Raw genomic sequence first — 20,691 nt, 5'->3', positions numbered from 1 at the left:
GCCGCATCGTCATCGTCGGACAACTCGGTCAGGGCAAGAGTTGTTTCGTCAATGCGCTGTTGAATCTGGAGATCTGCCCGGTCGGCGATGACGCGACCACCGCTGTCCCGACCTTGCTCGCCCACGGTCCCGAACCGTATGCCGAACTGGTGCTGGCCGGTCCGAGTGGAACCGAGGAAGCGCGAGTTCCGTTGCCGGTCGACGAGATCGGCATGATCAACGTCCGCACACCGCAGGCACACGGCCGACGGGTGCTGCGCATCGAGATCCAGCTCCCGAATCCGCTGCTGGCCGACGGCATCGTCCTGGTGGACACACCGGGTGTCGGTGGCCACGGAAGTGGTTATGCGGCAGGCGTACTCGGCCTGGTCGCGACCGCCGACGCGGTGCTGGTGCTCTCGGACGCCTCCACCGAACTCACCGAACCGGAACTGGCGTTCCTCCGGCAGGTCCGCGAACTGTGCCCGACCACCGCACTGTTACTCACCAAGATCGATCTGTATCCGCATTGGCGCCAAGTGCATCAGGCCGACGAGGGTCATCTGAGCCGAGCGCGAGTCGAGGTGCCGATTATCCCGGTTTCCGCGGTCCTGCGCAGGCACGCGATGATTCTGCAAGATCAGCAGTTGGGTGCCGAATCCGGCTTCGGTGTGCTGTACCAGTTCCTCCGCGAACAGGTGGTAGCCCGCGATCAAGCCGCTACCCTCGTTGCGGTAGCCCACGATATCCAGTCCGCCGCAGAGCATTTGGCGCTCGCGCTCGGCAGTGAGCTGGTCGCACTGCGTGATCCACGCCAGGGCGCGATGGCGGTCCGTGAGCTGCAAATAGCGAAGACCACCGCCGAGGATCTGCATCGGCGCACCTCGGCCTGGCAGCTGACCCTCTCCGACGGCATCACCGATCTGGCGGGCGATGTCGATCACGATCTGCGCGAACGCCTGCGCGAGATCGCCCGAACCGGTGAGGAGTGGATCGATAAACACGATCCGGGCCGCCATTGGGACCGGATCGCCGAATGGCTCACCGGCGATATCGACACCGCCCTCGGCGACAACCTGCTCTGGACGCATACCCGCGCGGTGGAACTCGCGGAGCGGGTCGCCGAGCATTTCACCGAGATCGGCATGGTCGAACTGCCCGATGTCAGTTCCGGTCTGCACACCGAGGACAGCCGCGCAGGCGGGGGCACCCTCGCCGATCTGGAGCCCGATATCGGCTTCGGCAGCAAAATTCTGGTCGGCATGCGGGGCTCCTATGGCGGCGTGCTGATGGTCGGGCTGGCGACCACCTTCGCCGGGCTGGCGATGCTCAATCCGATCTCCATCGGCGCCGGTGTCCTGGTGGGCGGCAAGGCTTTCCGCGATGACAAGCAGGCCAGGCTGGCCCGGCGCCGCAACGAGGCCAAGGTCGCCATCCGGCGCTTCATCGACGACGTCGCATTCCAGGCGGGCAAGGAATCCAAGGACCGCCTGCACCGCATCCACCGGGCACTGCGCGATCACTACACCGGCGTCGCCGAACGCAGCCTGCGCTCCATCGACGATTCGCTGCGGGCCGCGCAGGAGGCGGCGAATATGGAAACGGCCCGCCGGACCGAGCGCGGCGCGGTGCTCGATCGGCAGCTGCACGTGGTTGCCGAGCTGCGACGCTATGCGGATGCTATGCAACCTGCCATCGCCGCGCCGTGGAAAGGGGCCGCCGGTACGGTAACCCCGTGAGAAGAGACGTGACCCGGCATGATGCTCGGCGGGCGCCCGGCATTGTCGCCGAGGCGCATCAGCTGGTCGCCGCGGCCAGGCAGGCATTCCCCCGCGAGCCGCGACCGCGTGCGCTGCTGGCCGATTGTGCCCGCCGCCTGGATCAACCGCTGCGGGTGGCGCTGGCGGGTTCGTTGAAGGCGGGCAAGTCGACTCTGCTCAACTCCCTGGTCGGCCAGGACATCGCCCCGACCGATGCGACCGAATGCACGCGCGTGGTCACCTGGTACCGCAATGGCTCGACCCCGAGCGTCACGGCCTACGCACCGGACGGCTCGACGGCGAATGTGGTGGTGCGCCGCGGTAGCGGCACGCACGGGCTCACCTTCGATCTGGAACGACTGAACTGGAATGCGCCCGGCCCGCGCGAGGTGGACCACCTCGAGGTCGAGTGGCCCGCCGCCGCACTGGCGAATACCACCATCATCGACACCCCGGGCACATCCTCGCTGTCGCGGGAAGTGTCGTTGCGGACCGCGCGACTGCTCACGCCCGGTGACGCCGACGGCATGGCGGCCGTATCGATTCCGGGTGCGGACGCCGTGGTCTATCTGCTGCGTCGGCTCGACGACGCCGACGTCCGGTTCCTCGAACAGGTCGGTGCCGGAACCGCTGGTGCGCAGGGTATTTCGGGTCCGCTGGGTGTTATCGGAGTGGTCTCGCGTGCCGACGAGATCGGGGCGGGCCGAATCGACGCACTGCATTCGGCTCGCGATGTCGCGGCACGTTTCGCGGGCGAATTGGAGCGAACGGGACTGTGCCAGGCGGTAATTCCGGTCGCCGGTCTGCTCGCATTCGCCGCGGCGACCCTGCGTCAGCAGGAATTCACCGCCTTCGAGGCGCTGGCCCGCGTCCCGGTCGATGAATTGAGCGCCGCACTGCTGTCAGCAGATCGCTTCGCCCGCCCCGATATTCCGCTCCCGGTTCCGCCCGAACTCCGCGCCCAGCTAGCCGCCCGTTTCGGCTTGTTCGGAATTCGCATGGCGGTCACACTGATCCGCCTCGGTGTGCGCGACTCCGCCTCGCTGGCAGCGGAATTGACCAACCGCAGCGGTGTGGACGAACTCCGCTCGGTACTCGATGTCCAATTCGGACAGCGCGCCGACCAGCTCAAGGCGCACTCGGCCCTCACCGCCTTGGCCCGCGTCCTGACCGCATACCCCGGCACCCCCGCCGACCAACTGCTACCCCGAGTCCGCACCCTGCTCGCCGACGTGCACGGTTTCGCCGAACTCCGCCTCCTCGGTCGCCTGCGCACCGATGAGTTGGCCCTGCCCGCACCGGATCTCGCCGAACTGCACCGGCTGATCGGCGGCTCCGGCGTCGCCCCGCATCTGCGACTCGGTCTGCCCTTCGGCACCGACCCCGCCATGCAGCGCGCCGAGGCCATGGCCGCCGTGCGCAAATGGCGTGCCCGCGCCCGCCACCCCCTGGCCGACCAGTTCACCACCACCGCCTGCCTCACCGCGGCTCGCAGCGCCGAAGGAACTTTGAGCCTGTTGCCAGAGTAATTCTCGGCGCGAGTTCAGCTGTCTCTTGATGTGGCGTATGAGCTCGCCGGGCCGGTGTTGGTCGGGCCGTTGCCTTCGCGACAGTTCGGACCGCGAGCGTCCGCACTCTGCCGGATCGCTGGGACAGTCTGTCGATGATGAAGCGGCGCGCGATTCGATTATCGACGAACCGGATTCGCGCCCGGCCACCCCGCTGATGCGCGGATCCTTGCAAGTGCCGCGTCCAGCTAGCTTCTGAGGCTCTGGCACACATTCCATGATCGTCTGCCCGCTGCCGTCCACCCGAGATGCACTACTGGACAAGTGATCACGTGGAACTGACAGCGGCGCTCTCTCGGCCGATGCCGCCACCAGTTCCACGTGATCGGCCGACCAACAGCGAGCGAATCCTGTTGAGGGAGTGGGCGATGCCACGGAGGAGTCGCGGAATGTGTGCCGGATCCGCTTCTGAGCAGCCGTCGAGCGCAGTTATATGGCGGTGTAGGGGGCGTGTCGTGCCGCGTTTCGACTGCGCTCGGCGAGCGAGCCGGACCTGAGACGCGGCGAGCTATCTGGACGGGACACTGGTGGGGCTGTTTGTGTCGTGTGCCAGGGATTCGAGCTTGTTCAGCACTTCGCGCAGCGTTTGTGGTGCGGGGCCGGGTGATGGGGGTGTGTCGGTTTCCGGTCCGGCGGGGTAGTCCGATGCCTCTGGCGGCGGCGCGTTCACGTGGGCTCATCGACTGCGGGGTCACCCGGCCGGTCAGGATGAGGGTGTGGTGAGCTGCGGCTTTTCATACGCATTGGCTGATGTGGCAACTGCGGTGCTGCTGCCACAACGCGTGTGCCAGTTCCGCGTCCGCATTATTGCACAGCGGTCGCACGGCAACGAGGATTTGCCGACTGGTCATGAGGCTTTCCCGCGTGCCGCGATATCGGCCAAGTCCCGGTGTACCCGACGTCCCTTGTCGGTGAGCGTCCAGTTCCAGGCGGGCGGGGAATTGTCATCGTATTTGCCGTCGAAACGCTTGTGGGACATGAATCCCCCCGGTGAGTCCGGAGACTCCGGACATCCCGGGGGGACTCAGGGCAGCCCAGACGAAGCAGCAAGGGTGCGCGAGTTGACCTTTGGCATCGAAGCATTCATCACGTTGATCGTGCGGGTCGGGTGGGCAGCGATGGAGGCAGATCAGCTCGCCGCGATTCGCGGTCGCTTCGCGGCCTGACCGCGATCTCACTGTGCCGGATGCCAGCGGATTCGTTTCCACTCGACGTAGCGTCATCGACGTTACCCAAGGTGGCGATCAGGTCCGGTATCTGCTGTCCGGCCTTGCAGTGGCGGCACGCGATACGGATGTTGGCCTCCGCCGGAGTCTGCTTGCCGCTTTCGATCTTAGAAACTTTCGAGGAGTGCCACCCCGTCAGCGCGGCCAGCGCGCCGCCAGAGAGTCCCGCGTATTTGCGTAGCTCCCGGAGGCGGGGACCTGGACCAGGCCGCGTGCCATACGCCAGCAGATTCGCCGCGCTGCCACGATCGACCCCGCACCGGGCATATCCGCAGCGTGTGGACCCGCGACCTTTGGGTACGCCCCGCATATCGACCTCAGGAGCTTCCCGATGACTCAAAAAGATGTGGTGAACGCTTTGCTGGACCGGGCGGGCACCGGCTACGCGGCCGAGGCCGGCATCACCCTGGCCGATAAACCCGCTCCGCTGTTCCAACTGCTCATGCTCGCCGAATTGCTCAGCACCCGGATTTCCGCCGATATCGCCGTCGCCGCGGCCAAGGAACTGGTGAGCACCGGATATCGCACCCCTAACCGGGTCGCGGACGCCGACTGGCAGGAACTCGTCGACGCACTCGGGCGCGCCCATTACAAGCGCTACGACGAAAGTACGGCGTCACGCTTGGGCGCCAACGCGTCTCGCGTGCTCGACCGCTACGACGGTGATCTGCGCAAACTCGCCGACGAAGCCGAGCACGAGCCGACCCGTGCCGCCGAACTGCTGCAACAGTTCCAGGGCATCGGCCCGACCGGCAGCGATATCTTCTTACGCGAAGTCCAGGACGTATGGACCTGGGCCCGTCCGCATTTCGACGAACGCGCGCTGCGCGGCGCCGAACGCGTCCGGCTTCCGCAGGATCCGGACCGCCTGGCCGATCTGGCCCCCGAAAACCACACCGCCGACCTGGCCGCCGCATTGGTGCGGGTCGCATTGGATCGCGAGATCGCCGATCAGGTGCTCGCCGCCACCTGAGGCTCAGGTGATCAGCACCTGTACCCGAAGACCGGCCGCGGCGATCATATTGACCAGCGCGTCCAGGCTGAACAGCTGCGTTCGGCCGCCGAGCAGATCGGAGATCCGCGCGGCGGTCACGCCTAGGTGCTCGGCGGCGGCGTCCGGACTCCAGCCCTGGGCCGCGATCCGGTCGGTCAGTTCGAATATCAACTGCGACCGCAGCCGCATGTTCTCGACGTCGCCTCGGATGTCGTCGATCGCATCCCACACGATGTCGAAGATCTTCTCGGCCATGCTTAGCCCACCTTCTCGAGCTGTTCGAGGACGTATGTGCGCTGCTGGTGTACAAGTGGAGAGACCGTGCCCATCGTCGCAGCAGGTGCGGTCAAACGGCGGCAACTCCGCCGAACCCGCGTATTTCCGGACCCGGCGAAGGAAGGTCGTGAGGTGATGTCGGACCCTGACGCGAAACCGTTCGCCCAGGTGAGACTGGCTGCGGGGGCGCTATTCGTGCGCGGCGAGGACGTGCTGCTCGTCCATTCGGTCGATCGGGGCGGTTGGGACATTCCGGGCGGCATTGTCGGACCCGGCGAATCACCGGCAGCGGCCTGTCGCCGCGCGATCGGCGAAGAACTCGGCCTCGACCGCCCGCCGCAGCGCCTGCTCGTGCACGACTGGGCACAGAAAACCGCTGGCGACACGATCCTCTACATCTTCGACTGCGGCGAACTCGGCGACGAATCGGCCATTCAACTGCGGGCGAGCGAACTGGACCGCTGGCAGTGGGTTCGGGTCGACACCGTGGACACCTTCGCCCGACCCGAGCTGTGCCGCCGCGTCTGGCAGGCCTTCCGTGCCCGCATGGAGGGCCACGCCGTCTACCTCGAGCACGGCCAACCAGCGCTCAGCTATCCGGACACCGCGGCGCCATCGTGGCTCGATCGGCAGCCCGATCGCGACCGGCACCTCGGCTGAGCGTCAGGGCGTCGTCGCCGTACTGGCCGGGTCGATCAGGATCTTCGCGTGCTGTTCCGGATCGGCCAGCGCGGTGAACGCATTTTCGATACCGTCCAGCCCGACGGTGCCGGTGATCAAGCGGGCCGGATCGACCTTCCCGTCGGCGATCATATGCAGCGTGTCGCGGAATTCACCCGGGTCGTAGCCGAAGGCGAAGCGAAGTTCGATTTCCTTGTTGATGGCCATCGCGGGTTGGAAGCGGTCGGTCTCCATACAGACGCCGACCACGACAACGCGCGACAGCGGCGGCGCGGCCGCGAGGATCTGATCGATAATGCCCGGCACCCCGACGCATTCGAAGACGACCGGACCCGCCGGACCCGCATCGAGTGAGTGCGCCAGCCGGAAGACGTACCACCAGGGCAGATTCGGGACGCGGCGCAGTCGTTCCATGGTGTCGAAACCGAGGCTGAGAATATCGGTGACACCGTTGATCTGCCTGCGCTTCGGCGCTGCCTCCCAGGGGGATTCGGTCGCGGGATCGACGACGAGATCGGCGCCGCAGCCGACGGCGAGTTCGCGACGGCGCGGGGAGAAATCACTGGCGACCACCGTGCGCACGCCCGACGCCTTCAGCATGCTGATGACAGCCAAACCGATTGGACCACAGCCGATTACGAACGCAGTCTGGCCTTTGCCGACGCGTCCCTTGCGTACCGCGTGCCAGGCGACGGCCATCGGTTCGGTGAGTGCGGCATGTTCGGCCGAAAGTCCGTTCGGGATCGGCATCGTCATGGATTCCTGCACCACCACCTGCTCGGCATACGCGCCGGGCGCGGCCGTCGAGAGCCCGGTCAGCTGCGGTGCGCCGTCGTGGCGCACGATCGGCAGTGCCACCACGGGTGTACCGGTGCGCCAGCGTTTGCGGCAGCCCGGCCCGTAATCGACTATCTCGCCACTGAATTCGTGTCCGAGCACCACACTCTGTTCCGCGCGCATGAATTGGTCGTATCCGGTGCGTGCGGCCAACTCGGCCATCTCGTCGGCATGGGTGCGGGCATGCAGATCGGACCCGCAGATGCCGCACCGCGACACATTGATCAGCACCTGCCCGCGTCCGGGCGTCGGTGTCGGCAAATCCTCCACCGAAAACTTGGTATGGGTGACGACGGCGGCCCTCATAACGAACTCCTCGGATCGCGTCGGGACGGCTCGCAACCTCCCGTTATCGCCACCCTACTTGCCGTGCGGGAAGAAAATGCGGGTCCGAGTCAGACCGTCGCTTCGGTTTCCAGCGTCCGACGGTCGTAGGAATTACGGGCCGCGGCGATCGCGTTCTGATGGGTCTCGGTCCAGACCACCAGCGCTTTGATGGTGGTGTGCAGGCTGATGCCGAGCGGGGTCAGGGCGTAATCCACCCGTGGCGGCACCGTCGGATACACCGTGCGCTCGATCAGCCCGTCACGCTCCAAATGCCGCAGTGTGCGGGTGAGCATGCGCTGGCTCACGCCATCGATCTTGCGCTTGAGTTCGGTGAAACGCAGGCTCCGTTGCTCGAGCAGCGCGATGACCAATAGCGACCATTTATCGGCCACCCGGTCCAGGATCTGGCGAACCTCGCAGTCGACCCGGGTATCCCACTGGAGAACGTCGTAGTCCGCCTCGGTATCCCCGCAGTGACCGGGTGACTTCGAAGTGCCTTCTTCCATGGTCACCGATTCTGCCGAAGACTCAACCTCGGTATCAAGAGGGAACTGACCTCACTATCAGTAACTATTGGGAGTCATGCGATGTCGTATTCGAGACCCGCGACGATCTTCACCGAAATGTCCGCCCGGGCCTGGGCGGTGCTCGCGGTGCTGTGTGGCGCGATCTTCCTGGAGGGCATCGACGTTGCGATGTTGAATGTCGCGCTGCCGTCGATCCGCGCCGATCTCGGCCTGTCCACCGGCATGCTGAGCGGGGTCGTCTCCGCGTATGTTCTCGGCTACGGCGGGTTCATGCTGCTTGGCGGTCGCGCCGCCGATCTGCTCGGGCGGCGGCGGATGTTCCTGCTCTGGCTGACGGTATTCCTGATGTTCTCGGGATTGGGCGGGTTGGCGACCGAAGGCTGGATGCTGCTGACGGCCCGCTTCGTCACCGGGGTCGCCGCGGCCTTCATGGCCCCGGCCGGTTTGTCGTTGATCACCACCAACTTCGCCGAGGGACCGGCGCGCAATAAGGCGCTGCTCGTCTACGCGGGCATCGCGGCGGGCGGGTTCTCCCTCGGCATGGTGGCAGGCGGGCTGCTCACCGCGCTCGGCTGGCGTTGGGTGTTCTTCGCGCCGGTCCTGCTCTCCGCGCTGATTCTGGCGGCGGCGATTGTCCTCTTACGTGATTCCGCTGTGCCCGAACGTATTTCGGGAGGCTTCGATCTGCCCGGTGCTTTCGGCATCACCGGCGCGATGTTGCTGCTCGTCTACGGCGTTGTGCGGCTGGAACATCCGAGCGCGGGGCCAGCGCTGACCATCGCGGTATTCGCCGCGGGCCTGCTACTGCTCGTGTTGTTCGTCGTGAACGAACGCCGCTCGGCGAACCCGCTGGTTCGGCTCGGCATCCTGCGATCGGGAACGCTGGTGCGCACCAACGTGATCGCGCTGCTATTCGTCGGATCGTTCGCGGGTTTCCAATTCCTGGCCACCCTGTACTTCCAGGAATTGCGCGGTTGGCCGCCGGTGCAAACCGGCCTGGCCATGGCAGTTATCGGGGTAGACGCGGTACTCGCGCCGCTGCTCACACCGCGACTGGTGGACAAATTCGGCAATGCCCGAGTGGTTTTCGGCGGCGTGCTGCTCGCGGTGCTCGCCTACGCGCTGTTCCTGCCGACAGATCTGGACCGTACCTATGTCGCGATGTTCCCGGCGATGTTCCTGCTGGGTGTAGCCTTCGCGCTCGTCTACGGGCCACTCACCATCGCGGGCACCGAGGGGATCGCGGAACAGGATCAGGGCCTGGTCGGCGGCCTGCTGTACACGGCCTTCCAATTCGGCTTCGCCCTCGGCATTTCGGCCGTGACCGCGGTGAACGTCGCGGCGGTCGGCTCCGAGATAACTGCCCTGCGAACCGCGCTCGTCGTTCCCGTAGTCACCGCCGCACTGGCAGCGGTGATCGCCCTGTTCGGCCTGCGCAGAACGACCGCGCCCTACGGCTCCGCCGCAGATCAGCTCATGCGCGCCTGAAACTACCTTCTCCTACTGGACCCCGCGCCAGAACACGGTGCACACAGACGCGGTCGCGCAATGGGTTTCACTGGGCGATCTCACCACCCGACAGCATGTTTGGGATCTGTACCAACGAACCAGTCCCGCCGGAGCAGGTTATCCGCTCGGTCAGTTCTGGCAGGGTATTCACGACCCGAAGCTGCACGTTTTCCGGTTGACGCCCTGGCGCATTCAGCTCATCCGCGGTACCGATCTGCGAAGCCGAATGTGGCGGTCAACTCGGTAATTCGGCTGACGACGGCGGTTCCCGCGGGGGTGCGGGAACCGCCGTTTGGCTACTACTGACGATCCAGCGTCGGGATGACCACCTCGTTCAGGTAATCCTCGATACCGCGACCGCCGCGCTCGGCCTCGTGCACGGTGACGTGCCGGTCGGCCGCTTTCCGCTTCAGTGCCGCACGCGAATTCGGTTCAACGCCACCACCGATGATCAAATTGGTGATCTCGCCGGTATCGAGTACGCGCAATGCCTCGGCGTCGGCGATGGTACCGACGGCGGCATAACCATTGGCCCGCAGCAATTCGGTGGCGGTGTCGACGACGGCTTGTCCGCGCCCGACGGCAAGTACTTTCATCTCAGGCTCCTGTCGGTACCAGTTCGAGAGGATCATCGATTTCGTGCTGCTCGAGCCGTGCATCCCTGGGGAGCACGAGGAAGCCGAGGCACATGACGGCCAGTAGGCCGATGCCGTACCACAGCGTGTAGCGGAAGGTGTTGGCGAAATTCACCGCATTGGCCCGTTCGCCCGCATCGGTGAGTACCTGTGCCACAGCGTAATTGCCCGCATCGGAGCTCTGGCAGCTGGCCGGTACCGCCGTCGGATCCACCTGTGCCGACCGATCGTGAACGCAGGCGAGGAAATTCGCGATGATCTGGTCCTGTGCCGGTTCAGGAAGGCCGATCGTCGAGAGTTCGCTGCGCACCTGCGGCGTGACCGCCTCGACTCCGCGCGTCGAGTCATGGTCCAGCTGACCGAAGAAGACCACGCCGACCAGTGCGACACCGAGCGCGGTGCCGAGCTGCTGTCCGGTATTGAGCAGTCCGGACGCCGCCCCGGCCTCACGCGCGGGCACCTGACCGAGCAGCAGGTCGATGGTCGGCGCGACCACCATGCCGAATCCGGCACCGGTGACGATCAGCGGAATCACCATCTGCCATGACGCGATCGGCGCACCGTAATGCGCGGCCAGCCACCCGTACAGCGCGAATCCACCGGCATTCACCACACCACCGGCGACCAGTACGATGCGCCCGAACCGCGGCGCGAGCACACTCACCGAAACCCCGGCCCCGATGCCCGCGCCGACCGCGAAGAAAACCGCCGTGAGCCCGGCCCGCATTGCCGACCAGCCCAGCCCGGCCTGCATGAACAGCGTCCAGATCAGGAAGAACCCGCCGAGCCCGATCCAGAACAGCAGCCAGCTGGCGAGCCCGACGGTGAACGGGCGGGACCGGAACAGCTCCAGATCGATCAGCGGGGATCCGACGGTGCGCGCCCGCCGCCGCTCGAAGACGACGAACGCGCCGAAGACCACCGCGGCGCTCGCCATCATGACGAAAGTCCATGCGGGCCAGCCCAATCGGCGGCCCTCGGTGAGCGGATATGCCAGCAGCAGCACCGCGGAGATCGCCAGCACCATGCCGATGGGATCCAGCCGCGGCGTGGCCGCCGAGCGTGAATCCCGCATGACGATGGTCGCGGCGATCAGCGCCGCGATCCCGACCGGCACATTGACCAGGAAGATCGGCCGCCAGTCCAGGTCGAACAGATTCCATTGCACCAGCAGTCCGCCGAGTGACAGGCCGACCGCGGAGGCCGAGCCGCCGACGCCGCTATAGATCGCGATGGCCTTGGCGCGCTCTTCCTGCGGGAAGGTGGCCCGGATGATGGCGAGGATCTGCGGCACCATCAGCGCGGCCATCGCGCCTTGGACGAACCGCGAGGTGATCAGCATGGTCGGATCCGAGCTGAAGCCGCACGCGGCCGAGGCCAGCGTGAATCCGGTCATGCCGATCAGGAAGATCCGCTTGCGGCCGTAGATATCGCCGAGTCGGCCGCCGGTGATGAGCACCGCGGCGAAGGCGAGCACGTACGCCGAGATGATCCATTCGATCTGCGAATACTGGGCGCCCAGATCGGTCTGGATTCTCGGTACCGCGACATTGACGATGGTGACGTCGAGTAGATCCATGAACCCCGCGGCCAGCACGACCGCGAAGGCGATCCATCGGCGCGGGTCGAGTGGCGCGTCTGCGCCCGGAGAGATGTCGGTATCCACGAGAAGGCTCTTTTCGGATCGGTGGAGTAGGACGACACCTCAAACTATGCACGTGAAGTGATTATCAATCAAGTGTGCAATCACTAAGCGTGCGTTGATCGGGGTATGCTAGACGAGTGACCGAACCGACCTTCGTGCCGCTGTCCGAGCACCCCGCCTTCCTGCTCGGTCAGCTCGGGTTCCATGTCGCCGCGCGCTTCACCGACCTGCTCGCGCCGCTCGGCATCAGCCCACGCCACTACGGCACGCTGCGAATATTGAGTGCCAACGATGGCCAATCGCAGCAGCAGCTGTGCGAGGCGCAGCGGATCCACCGCAATGTGATGGTCGGGCTGGTGGATGAACTGGAGAAGCGCGGACTCGTCGAGCGACGCAAACATCCGACCGACCGGCGCGCCCACGCGGTGTATCTACTCCCGGCCGCGCACGAGCTGCTCACCCGCGCCGAGGCGATCGTGACCGGATTGGACGCCGATGTCACGGCGGCGCTCGAACCCGACGAGCGCGCCACCCTGGTCGACCTTCTGCAGCGCACCGCGGCGTCGAACGGACTCATCCCGGGCATTCATCCGGGCCTGGCCCGCTCACCGGACAAGTGCTGAGCTCAGATCAGCACGCCGGGATTGAGGATTCCGGCCGGATCCAGCGCGGATTTGGCCGCCCGTAACGCATTCGCGAACGGGTCGGGGCGCTGGCGGTCGTACCACGGTCGGTGGTCTCGGCCCACCGCGTGATGGTGGGTGATGGTCCCGCCCGCAGCTGAGAGTGCCTCGGAGACAGCGGCTTTGATGTCATCCCACTGCGCGAGCGTACTGCCCCAGCGACCTGCGGCGTAGATGCCGAAATACGGCGCCGGACCGTCCGGGTACACATGGGTGAAGCGACAGGTCACCACGCCGGTAGCGCCGACAGATCGGATGGCGGCGTTCGCGGCCTCGGTCACCGCTGCCTTCAGATTGTCGAATTTGTCCCAGGTGCAGGCGGTTTCGAAGGTTTCGGTGATCATCGACCGGGCCGCGAGGGCGTCGCGTTGATAGGGCATCCGCAGGAATGACGAACGCCAGGTGTCGGCCGCGCCCGAACCTCCTCGGCGCTCGGTCGATTCGGTGTAGCGCGCGGGTTCGGGAAGAGTGCCGCCGTGGTCGGCGACCAGCTCGAGCGCGCGTTCCATCCGGGTGCGCGTGGGGTGATCGGCGGATTCGAATCCGAGTACCAGCACACCGCCGCTCGTCGCGGCACCGGCATTGAGAAATGCCTCGGCCGGATCGAGTAGTCGGCAATTGGTCGGGTAGAGGCCGGACTGCGCGATGGCCCTGGTGGCGGCCACGGCCTGGGTGTAGTCGTCGAAGTGCGCGGAAGCCGTTGCGCGCCAACGCGGCCGGTCCTGCAAGCGCATCCACGCCTCGGTGATTATTCCCAGTGACCCCTCGGATCCGAGGAACATCCGATCCGGTGACGGCCCAGCCCCCGATCCGGGCAGCCGCCTCGATTCGCTTGTGCCCGTCGGGGTTACCACTCGCATCGATTCGACCAGGTCATCGATATGGGTGTACAGCGTCGCGAAATGTCCACCGGCCCTGGTGGCCAGCCAGCCGCCGAGTGTGGAGAATTCGAAAGACTGCGGAAAATGCCGCAGCGTCAGATTCGCGCCGCGCAGTTGATCCTCCAGCGCCGGGCCGAAGACTCCGGCCTGAATTCGCGCCGCCCGGCTGGTGCGATCGATCTCCAGCACCCGATCGAGCCGAGCGAGGTCCAGACTGATCGCCCCCGCGAATCCGGTCGATCGAGCGGGCAATCTCGGCTCGACCCCGCCGACCACGGAAGTTCCACCCCCGAACGGGATTACCGCGATATTCGCCCCGGCGGCCCAGTCGAGCACGTCGACGATCTCACCCTCCGTGCGCGGCCGGACGATCAGGTCCGGCACATTGCGCACCTCGCCGAGCAGATTGCGCACCACATCGCGAAACGCCTGCCCGTGCGCGTGCGCCGCCCGATCGGCCCGATCCGTCGACACCAGTTCGGTGAGCGAATCCGGTGCGCTCACCCGCGGTTCGGGCAGCCCGAGCGATTCGACCGACGGCGGTTCGTGTGATGTGAGATCCGCACCGGGCAGAATCGCCGCGACCCGCGCCGTCAGTGCCTCCCGCTCCGCGCCGACGACCGCGTCCTCGACATTGCCCCAGCCCCACCAGGACCGCGTCTTCGTCGGCACATCCACTCCTTTCGGCGGATCGACGCCGCCGTCACCGCCATCCTCGTGGACCACCGGATCCACGGGCAACCCACCCCGGGGTGGACGGAATCGGGGCAGTTCGCTGTGGATCACAAGTGGTCAACGATTCCGGCTCGGGCATCGGGGCCTGACAAGAATGGCGGGCAACGGCCCTTTCTTCCTGCATCGGGAATAGAACAGCGTGGGCCGTCGGTTGAGCTGTTCGACAGTGTTGAGTGTGCTCGGCTCAAGTTTCAGTTGACGCCCGGTGTCGAATGGGTGCAGGATTGAGCCGACCACGCTCAGCGTTGCTGGGACCGTGCTCCGTGAGGTGCTTGGGGCGAGGTCTCGCGGCACCCGACCCGGTTGACCCGGGCGGATGTCGCAGAGCGGGTAGATCGCCCGAAGACCGCGATTACCCAGCACCGACACAAGAAGTTACGTCAACCCGGTATGAGAGGTCAGGCACGGAGGCGGCAGCTTGCGTAACCACGCAGTGCCCCGCTCATACCGAAATGGACACAGGAGGAACCACCATGGCTCGTGCGGTCGGAATCGACCTCGGGACCACGAACTCGGTCGTCGCCGTTCTCGAAGGCGGCGAGCCGGTCGTCGTCGCGAACTCTGAAGGATCGCGCACCACCCCGTCGATCGTCGCGTTCGCCAAGAACGGAGAGGTTCTGACGGGTCAGCCCGCCAAGAACCAGGCGGTCACCAACGTCGACCGCACCATCCGCTCGGTCAAGCGCCACATCGGCACCGATTGGTCGGTGGCCATCGACGACAAGAAGTACACCGCGCAGGAGATCAGTGCGCGCGTGCTGATGAAGCTGAAGCGGGACGCCGAGGCCTACCTGGGTGAGGAGATCACCGACGCGGTCATCACCGTGCCCGCGTACTTCGAGGACTCGCAGCGCCAGGCCACCAAGGAGGCCGGTCAGATCGCCGGTCTGAACGTGCTGCGCATCGTCAACGAGCCCACCGCGGCCGCGCTCGCGTACGGCCTGGACAAGGGCGACAAGGAACAGACCATCCTGGTCTTCGACCTCGGTGGCGGCACCTTCGACGTCTCGCTGCTGGAAATCGGCGAGGGCGTCGTCGAGGTCCGCGCCACCTCCGGTGACAACCATCTCGGTGGTGACGACTGGGACGAGCGTGTGGTGAGCTGGCTGGTCGACAAGTTCAAGGCCAGTGCTGGCATTGACCTGACCAAGGACAAGATGGCCATGCAGCGCCTGCGTGAGGCGTCCGAGAAGGCCAAGATCGAGCTGAGCTCGTCGCAGAGCACCTCGATCAACCTGCCCTACATCACCGTCGACGCCGACAAGAACCCGCTGTTCCTCGACGAGCAGCTGACCCGCGCCGAATTCCAGAAGATCACCTCGGACCTGCTCGACCGCACCCGCGCGCCGTTCCAGTCCGTGATCAAGGACGCGGGCATCAATGTCGCCGATATCGACCACGTCGTGCTCGTCGGTGGCTCGACCCGTATGCCCGCCGTCTCGGACCTGGTTCGCGAGCTGACCGGCGGCAAGGAGCCCAACAAGGGCGTGAACCCGGACGAGGTCGTCGCCGTCGGCGCCGCACTGCAGGCCGGTGTGCTCAAGGGTGAGGTCAAGGACGTCCTGCTGCTCGATGTCACCCCGCTGTCGCTGGGTATCGAGACCAAGGGCGGCGTGATGACCAAGCTCATCGAGCGCAACACCACCATCCCGACCAAGCGCTCGGAGACCTTCACCACGGCCGACGACAACCAGCCGTCGGTGCAGATCCAGGTGTTCCAGGGTGAGCGCGAGATCGCCTCGCACAACAAGCTGCTCGGTTCCTTCGAGCTGACCGGCATCCCGCCGGCCCCGCGTGGTGTGCCGCAGATCGAGGTCACCTTCGATATCGACGCCAACGGCATCGTGCACGTGACCGCGAAGGACAAGGGCACCGGCAAGGAGAACACGATCAAGATCCAGGACGGCTCCGGCCTGTCCAAGGAGGAGATCGACCGGATGGTCAAGGACGCCGAGGCGCACGCCGCCGAGGACAAGGCCCGCCGCGAGGAGGCCGAGACCCGCAACCAGGCCGAGTCGCTGGTGCACCAGACCGAGAAGTTCATCAAGGAGAACGAGGACAAGGTCCCCGCGGACGTCAAGACCAAGGTCGAGGCGGCCATCGCCGAGGCCAACGAGGCGCTCAAGGGCACCGATATCGCGGCCGTGAAGTCCGCGGTGGAGAAGCTCGCGACCGAGTCGCAGGCGCTGGGTCAGGCGATCTACGAGGCATCGGCCGCCGAGCAGGCCGCGTCCGGCAACGGCGCGTCGAGCTCCGCGAGCGATGACCAGGTCGTGGATGCCGAGGTCGTTGACGAGCCGGTCGACACGGAGAAGAAGTGAGCGACGGAAACTCCGAACAGGAGCCGATCACCTTCGTCGACAATCGCAAGATCGATCCGCAGGAGCGGAGCCCGCGGAGCGACCAGACGGCGCAGGCCGGTGAAATCCGGGAACCGGCGGCACAACAGTCTGCCGCCGGGCCCGGTCCCGAAGCCGGGAACGGCACCGAACCCGTCATCGGTTCCGATGAGGGTGCCGAGATCCTGGCCGAGGCCATCACCAAGGAACTGGCCGAGCGCACCGCCGACTTGCAGCGGCTGACCGCCGAATACGCCAACTACCGGCGTCGGGTCGAGCGGGACCGCCAGGCCACCATCGATTCGGCCAAGGCGGCCGTGGTCTCCGAATTGCTCGGTGTACTCGACGATCTCGATCGTGCGCGGGCGCACGGCGATCTCGATGCCGGACCGCTCAAGTCGGTCGCGGATAAGCTCGCCGACGCGCTGCACAAGCAGGGGCTGCAGGAATTCGGTACGGAGGGTGAGCCTTTCGACCCGACCCTGCACGAAGCCGTGCAGCACGAGGGCTCCGGACACGATCCGGTGATCGGCCTTGTCATGCGCAAGGGCTATCGGTTCGGCGATCGAGTGCTTCGGCACGCGCTCGTCGGGGTAACCGATGGCGTGGCCGATCTGGTCGAAGAAGAGGCATCGGATGCTGATGCCAATGCGAACAACCAATAGGAACCCGAGAGGAGGAGATGCCCGGTGAGCCAACGGGAGTGGATCGAAAAGGACTTCTACAAGGAGCTGGGTGTCTCCTCCAGCGCTTCGCAGGACGAGATCAAGAAGGCCTACCGCAAGCTCGCCCGTGACCTGCATCCGGATGCCAATCCCGGCGATACCAAGGCCGAGGAGCGGTTCAAATCCGTCAGCGAGGCGCATGCCGTGCTGTCGGATCCGGCCAAGCGCAAGGAATACGACGAGACCCGAAAGCTGTTCGCCGGTGGCGGATACGGGCGCGGTGGCTTCACTCCCGGTGCGGGCGGCGGCTTCTCGCAGGACTTCAATATCGGGGACATCTTCGGTCAGGCCAATGCCGGCGACGGTGGCCTCGGTGACCTGCTCGGCGGCCTGTTCAACCGGGGCGGGGCGCGCACCGCGAGCCGTCCGCGCCGCGGCGCCGATGTGGAGACCGAGACGACCCTCGGCTTCCGCGAGGCCGCACAGGGTGTCACGGTTCCGCTGCGGATGACGAGTCCGTCGCCGTGTACGACCTGTCACGGCAGCGGCGCCAAGCCGGGGACCAGTCCGCGAGTCTGCCCCGTCTGCAATGGCAACGGCGTGATCAGCCGCAACCAGGGCGCGTTCGGCTTCAGCGAGCCGTGCGACGAATGCCGTGGCAGCGGTTCGATCATCGACGATCCGTGTGTCGACTGCCACGGCAGCGGCATCCAGAATCGGACCCGCACCATCACGGTGCGGATTCCCCCTGGTGTCAGCGATGGGCAGAAGATCCGGCTGGCCGGACAGGGCGAGGCCGGACTGCGTGGTGCGCCCTCGGGTGACCTCTATGTGACCGTGCACGTCAGCCAGGACAAGGTCTTCGGCCGCAACGGCGACGACCTGACGCTGGTACTGCCGGTCAGTTACAGTGAATTGGTGCTGGGCACAACGGTTTCCGTGCCCACGCTGGAAGGGCGCGTCGGCGTCAAGGTGCCCCCGGGTACCGCGGACGGTCGCATCCTGCGGGTGCGCGGCCGTGGCGTGCCCAAGCGCGGTCCCGGCGGCGGGGCGGGCGATCTGCTCGTCACCGTCAAGGTGGCCGTGCCGCAGAAGCTGGACGACAATGCCGCCGAGGCGCTCAAGCGCTACGCGGAGGCCGAGAAGACCAGCGGGTTCGATCCACGTGCGGGATGGGCAGGTGCGTGATGTCCGATAATCCGAAGCAGGCGTCCGGCGGGGCGTCGCGGGCGGAGTTCTTCATGATCTCCGTGGCGGCCCAGTTGGCGGGAATGCACGCGCAGACACTGCGCACGTATGACCGCCTCGGACTGGTTACGCCGCAACGGACTTCGGGTGGCGGTCGACGTTACTCGGCACGGGACGTCGAGCTGCTCCGCGAGGTGCAGCGGCTATCCCAGGACGAGGGCGTCAATCTGGCGGGCATCAAGCGCATCATCGAACTCACCAATCAGGTCGAGGAACTGCAACAGCGCGTCGCCGAGATATCGGCCGAGCTGGATCGGCTGCGCACGGGGTATCGCCCCGATCTCGCGCCGCCGCAACGCAGTACCGCACTGGTGGTGTGGAAGCCGCGCAATAGGCGCTGATAAGCGCGAAAGGCTCCGGGATTCGGTTTCGGCCGAGCCCGGAGCCTTTTGTCATTTCGTGCCGATAATGAATGTGTTATGTCGCGACGCCGAATCGGGTTGCGGACTCGAATAATCGCTGGCAGTGCTCGAGCAAACTCCGGAACCGGGTTTCATTACCCGACCACCGGTTCAGCCCCTCGTGGGCGTCGGCAGGTGGTTCGGCAGGGTTGCCAACGATGTGCCGAGCTGCGAAGTTTGCTGTGGCCCTTGCCGCAGCAAACAATGCGCCGGAGCGGGCCCCCGATTCCGTCGGTCGCCAGGTCGGCCTACGCCTGCGGTTTGCTCGAGCCGGACGGGCGGTCCCGTATCGTGGGTTGCCGCGCGATCGCTCCGGGATTACGAATGGGATGAATCTTGCAAACGGGGCCTTCCGAATTCGGTGAATATATGCCGGATTTCGCCGTCGTGTTCGTTCTTTCGGTTTGTTTTCAAGGGTTTTCGTAGTGCGGCACCTCGTTTCCGGGGAATTACATGCGTGATGTTTATGCGACTGATACCACGGCTGGCAAACCTCGCCTACACTCGTTACGCATCGGCTGCTGTCGAGTGTCCCGCAGCATTTCACTCGCCGGCACGGGTTTGTGTTCGAGTGCAAAAGGGGTTGTGACACAAATGGACTCGCGGACCGTCGCTTTGATAAGAACGACGTTCAAGGCGGTTGCTGCGGAGGAGGGGGGTCCGGCCAAGCTAGCCAGTTCGTTCTACGCAATTCTGTTCACGGACTATCCCGCCGTCCGGGATTTCTTCCCCGCAGCGATGGATTCCCAGCGTGACAGATTGGTCAAGGCCATCTCCTACGCGCTGGATCGGCTCGAGGAGCCGAATAAGTTATTGCCATTCCTCGCCCAACTCGGGCGCGATCACCGCAAGTACGGGGTGCAGGCCGCGCATTACACCGCCGTGGCGACCTCGTTGAAGTCCGCGATGCGGATCTTCGCGGGCACCGAGATGTGGACCGACGAGGTCGACCGGGCCTGGGACGAGGGCCTGAAGATCATCGGCGACACCATGATCGGCGCGGCCGAACAGGAATCGGCGCCGCCGGTCTGGAGCGGGACCGTCGTCGAGTGCCGCGAGGTGCTGCGCAATCTCGCCGTGGTGCGGCTGCAGTTGAATCAGCCGATGCAATACGCCGCGGGCCAGTACATCAGCGTGCAGATCCCGGCTCGGCCGCGCATGTGGCGTTATATGTCCCCGGCGGTGCCCGCGAATGCGAACGGGGAGATCGAATTCCACATCCGCGGGGTGCTCGGCGGCTGGGTCAGTCCGGCCATTGTCGGCCACACCGATATCGGTGACCAGTGGCTGCTCGGTTCACCGCTCGGCGGACTCGGCGTGCCGCGCAATGTGAAACGCAAAATGCTGATGGTCGGCTGCGGTACCGGCATCGCACCCCTGCGCGCCCAGCTCATGGCGATGGCACAGCGGCGCGTCAATCCGCGGGTGCATCTGTTCGTCGGCGGCCACCACCCGTGTGACCTCTACGATCTGGAGATCCTGAGCCAACTGGCCACCGCCAATAAATGGCTCACCGTCACGCCGGTCACCGAGAGCGATGAAAACCCCTGGTGGTACCTGGATTCCGGCGAGCCGGAGCACACCTGGCCGGGGCTGGAAGCCCGGATGACCGGCCAGATCGGCAAGGTCGTCGCGAGCTACGGCTCGTGGTCCGACCGGGACGTGCAGATCGTCGGATCGCCCTCGATGGTGCAGACCACCAAGTTCCGCTTGATGGCCGCCGGAACGCAGACCAAGAACATCCGCCACGATCCGCTGTTTTGAGCTGTGTCTTT

Annotated in this window: 18 protein-coding genes and 1 pseudogene; 11 read left to right on the top strand and 8 right to left on the bottom strand. The window is 65.8% G+C overall.

All coding sequences use genetic code 11. The features are described 5' to 3' along the window. Positions 1 to 1,718, top strand: a 1,718-nt coding sequence (locus NP3_RS29290) for a dynamin family protein (protein WP_063044833.1), incomplete at its 5' end; no start/stop codon positions are given. Further along, positions 1,715 to 3,268 (top strand): dynamin family protein, encoded by a 1,554-nt coding sequence (locus NP3_RS29285; protein WP_245721162.1) that lies wholly within the window; start codon positions 1,715 to 1,717, stop codon positions 3,266 to 3,268. The genes NP3_RS29290 and NP3_RS29285, both read left to right, overlap by 4 nt. Before the next feature lie 886 nt (positions 3,269 to 4,154). On the opposite strand, the gene NP3_RS51200 is transcribed toward NP3_RS29285, so the two are convergent. Both NP3_RS51200 and NP3_RS50720 read right to left on the bottom strand, forming a co-directional pair. Next, positions 4,155 to 4,286, bottom strand: coding sequence for a hypothetical protein (locus NP3_RS51200; protein ID WP_281197580.1), 132 nt, complete (start codon positions 4,284 to 4,286; stop codon positions 4,155 to 4,157). Positions 4,287 to 4,627: 341 nt separating this feature from the next. Then, a pseudogene (locus tag NP3_RS50720) lies at positions 4,628 to 4,843 on the bottom strand (helix-turn-helix domain-containing protein); the annotation flags it as partial. A 21-nt stretch (positions 4,844 to 4,864) separates the two neighbouring features. On the opposite strand from NP3_RS50720, the gene NP3_RS29275 reads away from it, so the two are divergent. Next, positions 4,865 to 5,506 (top strand): HhH-GDP family DNA glycosylase, encoded by a 642-nt coding sequence (locus NP3_RS29275; protein WP_063044830.1) that lies wholly within the window; start codon positions 4,865 to 4,867, stop codon positions 5,504 to 5,506. A gap of 3 nt (positions 5,507 to 5,509) precedes the next feature. Here NP3_RS29275 and NP3_RS29270 read toward each other — a convergent pair whose 3' ends face one another. Beyond that, on the bottom strand, positions 5,510 to 5,782 hold the full coding sequence (locus NP3_RS29270) for a helix-turn-helix domain-containing protein (protein WP_063044829.1): 273 nt from the start codon (positions 5,780 to 5,782) through the stop codon (positions 5,510 to 5,512). A 66-nt stretch (positions 5,783 to 5,848) separates the two neighbouring features. Here NP3_RS29270 and NP3_RS29265 point away from each other — a divergent pair, with 66 nt between their 5' ends. Further along, complete coding sequence (locus NP3_RS29265) at positions 5,849 to 6,463, top strand: NUDIX domain-containing protein (RefSeq protein ID WP_218024956.1); 615 nt, start codon at positions 5,849 to 5,851, stop codon at positions 6,461 to 6,463. A 3-nt stretch (positions 6,464 to 6,466) separates the two neighbouring features. Here the strand turns inward: NP3_RS29265 and NP3_RS29260 are convergent, their stop codons facing one another. Next, positions 6,467 to 7,627, bottom strand: a complete 1,161-nt coding sequence (locus NP3_RS29260; RefSeq protein WP_063044828.1) for a zinc-binding dehydrogenase — start codon at positions 7,625 to 7,627, stop codon at positions 6,467 to 6,469. Between the two features lie 89 nt (positions 7,628 to 7,716). Further along, complete coding sequence (locus NP3_RS29255) at positions 7,717 to 8,154, bottom strand: winged helix-turn-helix transcriptional regulator (RefSeq protein WP_174566282.1); 438 nt, start codon at positions 8,152 to 8,154, stop codon at positions 7,717 to 7,719. A gap of 81 nt (positions 8,155 to 8,235) precedes the next feature. Between NP3_RS29255 and NP3_RS29250 the strand changes: the two genes are divergently transcribed. Then, positions 8,236 to 9,663 carry an MFS transporter gene (locus NP3_RS29250; protein WP_245721160.1) on the top strand — a complete coding sequence of 476 codons (1,428 nt, stop codon included), beginning with the start codon at positions 8,236 to 8,238 and terminating at the stop codon, positions 9,661 to 9,663. 320 nt (positions 9,664 to 9,983) lie between these two features. Here the strand turns inward: NP3_RS29250 and NP3_RS29240 are convergent, their stop codons facing one another. Beyond that, a complete protein-coding gene (locus NP3_RS29240) occupies positions 9,984 to 10,280 on the bottom strand; it encodes a hypothetical protein (protein ID WP_063044825.1) in 297 nt (98 codons plus the stop codon). A gap of 1 nt (position 10,281) precedes the next feature. Beyond that, positions 10,282 to 11,985: an MFS transporter gene (locus NP3_RS29235; RefSeq protein ID WP_245721159.1), complete on the bottom strand. Its 1,704-nt coding sequence runs from the start codon at positions 11,983 to 11,985 to the stop codon at positions 10,282 to 10,284. Between the two features lie 116 nt (positions 11,986 to 12,101). On the opposite strand from NP3_RS29235, the gene NP3_RS29230 reads away from it, so the two are divergent. Then, positions 12,102 to 12,587, top strand: coding sequence for a MarR family winged helix-turn-helix transcriptional regulator (locus tag NP3_RS29230; protein ID WP_063044824.1), 486 nt, complete (start codon positions 12,102 to 12,104; stop codon positions 12,585 to 12,587). Between the two features lie 2 nt (positions 12,588 to 12,589). On the opposite strand, the gene NP3_RS29225 is transcribed toward NP3_RS29230, so the two are convergent. After that, the gene (locus NP3_RS29225; RefSeq protein ID WP_063044834.1) at positions 12,590 to 14,200 is read right to left on the bottom strand and encodes an FAD-binding oxidoreductase; all 1,611 of its coding nucleotides are present in this window, start codon (positions 14,198 to 14,200) and stop codon (positions 12,590 to 12,592) included. A 536-nt stretch (positions 14,201 to 14,736) separates the two neighbouring features. On the opposite strand from NP3_RS29225, the gene dnaK reads away from it, so the two are divergent. From dnaK to NP3_RS29200, 5 genes are all read left to right on the top strand, one after another. Beyond that, on the top strand, positions 14,737 to 16,584 hold the full coding sequence (gene dnaK / locus NP3_RS29220; protein WP_063044823.1) for a molecular chaperone DnaK: 1,848 nt from the start codon (positions 14,737 to 14,739) through the stop codon (positions 16,582 to 16,584). Further along, complete coding sequence (gene grpE / locus NP3_RS29215; protein ID WP_063044822.1) at positions 16,581 to 17,267, top strand: nucleotide exchange factor GrpE; 687 nt, start codon at positions 16,581 to 16,583, stop codon at positions 17,265 to 17,267. The genes dnaK and grpE overlap by 4 nt, the downstream gene beginning before the upstream one ends. Positions 17,268 to 17,291: 24 nt before the next feature. Further along, complete coding sequence (gene dnaJ, locus NP3_RS29210) at positions 17,292 to 18,455, top strand: molecular chaperone DnaJ (RefSeq protein ID WP_063044821.1); 1,164 nt, start codon at positions 17,292 to 17,294, stop codon at positions 18,453 to 18,455. After that, the gene (locus NP3_RS29205) at positions 18,455 to 18,856 is read left to right on the top strand and encodes a heat shock protein transcriptional repressor HspR (RefSeq protein ID WP_063044820.1); all 402 of its coding nucleotides are present in this window, start codon (positions 18,455 to 18,457) and stop codon (positions 18,854 to 18,856) included. The genes dnaJ and NP3_RS29205 overlap by 1 nt, the downstream gene beginning before the upstream one ends. Positions 18,857 to 19,510: 654 nt before the next feature. Continuing rightward, positions 19,511 to 20,680, top strand: coding sequence for an FAD-binding oxidoreductase (locus NP3_RS29200; RefSeq protein WP_063044819.1), 1,170 nt, complete (start codon positions 19,511 to 19,513; stop codon positions 20,678 to 20,680). Positions 20,681 to 20,691 lie beyond the last annotated feature (11 nt).

It is taken from the genome of Nocardia pseudovaccinii NBRC 100343 (assembly GCF_001613225.1).
GTDB classification, from domain to species: Bacteria; Actinomycetota; Actinomycetes; order Mycobacteriales; family Mycobacteriaceae; genus Nocardia; species Nocardia pseudovaccinii.
The sequence above is the reverse complement of the archived record's forward strand: the minus strand, read 5'-3'. Positions and strand labels throughout refer to the sequence as shown.

Excerpts from the sequence above, each read along its gene's own strand:
- NP3_RS29255 (WP_174566282.1), bottom strand. The coding sequence starts at position 8,154 with ATGGAAGAAGGCACTTCGAAGTCACCCGGTCACTGCGGGGATACCGAG.
- NP3_RS29250 (WP_245721160.1), top strand. The coding sequence starts at position 8,236 with ATGTCGTATTCGAGACCCGCGACGATCTTCACCGAAATGTCCGCCCGG.
- dnaK (WP_063044823.1), top strand. The coding sequence starts at position 14,737 with ATGGCTCGTGCGGTCGGAATCGACCTCGGGACCACGAACTCGGTCGTC.
- NP3_RS29205 (WP_063044820.1), top strand. The coding sequence starts at position 18,455 with ATGTCCGATAATCCGAAGCAGGCGTCCGGCGGGGCGTCGCGGGCGGAG.
- NP3_RS29240 (WP_063044825.1), bottom strand. The coding sequence starts at position 10,280 with ATGAAAGTACTTGCCGTCGGGCGCGGACAAGCCGTCGTCGACACCGCC.
- NP3_RS29275 (WP_063044830.1), top strand. The coding sequence starts at position 4,865 with ATGACTCAAAAAGATGTGGTGAACGCTTTGCTGGACCGGGCGGGCACC.
- NP3_RS51200 (WP_281197580.1), bottom strand. The coding sequence starts at position 4,286 with ATGTCCCACAAGCGTTTCGACGGCAAATACGATGACAATTCCCCGCCC.
- NP3_RS29260 (WP_063044828.1), bottom strand. The coding sequence starts at position 7,627 with ATGAGGGCCGCCGTCGTCACCCATACCAAGTTTTCGGTGGAGGATTTG.
- NP3_RS29270 (WP_063044829.1), bottom strand. The coding sequence starts at position 5,782 with ATGGCCGAGAAGATCTTCGACATCGTGTGGGATGCGATCGACGACATC.
- NP3_RS29200 (WP_063044819.1), top strand. The coding sequence starts at position 19,511 with ATGGACTCGCGGACCGTCGCTTTGATAAGAACGACGTTCAAGGCGGTT.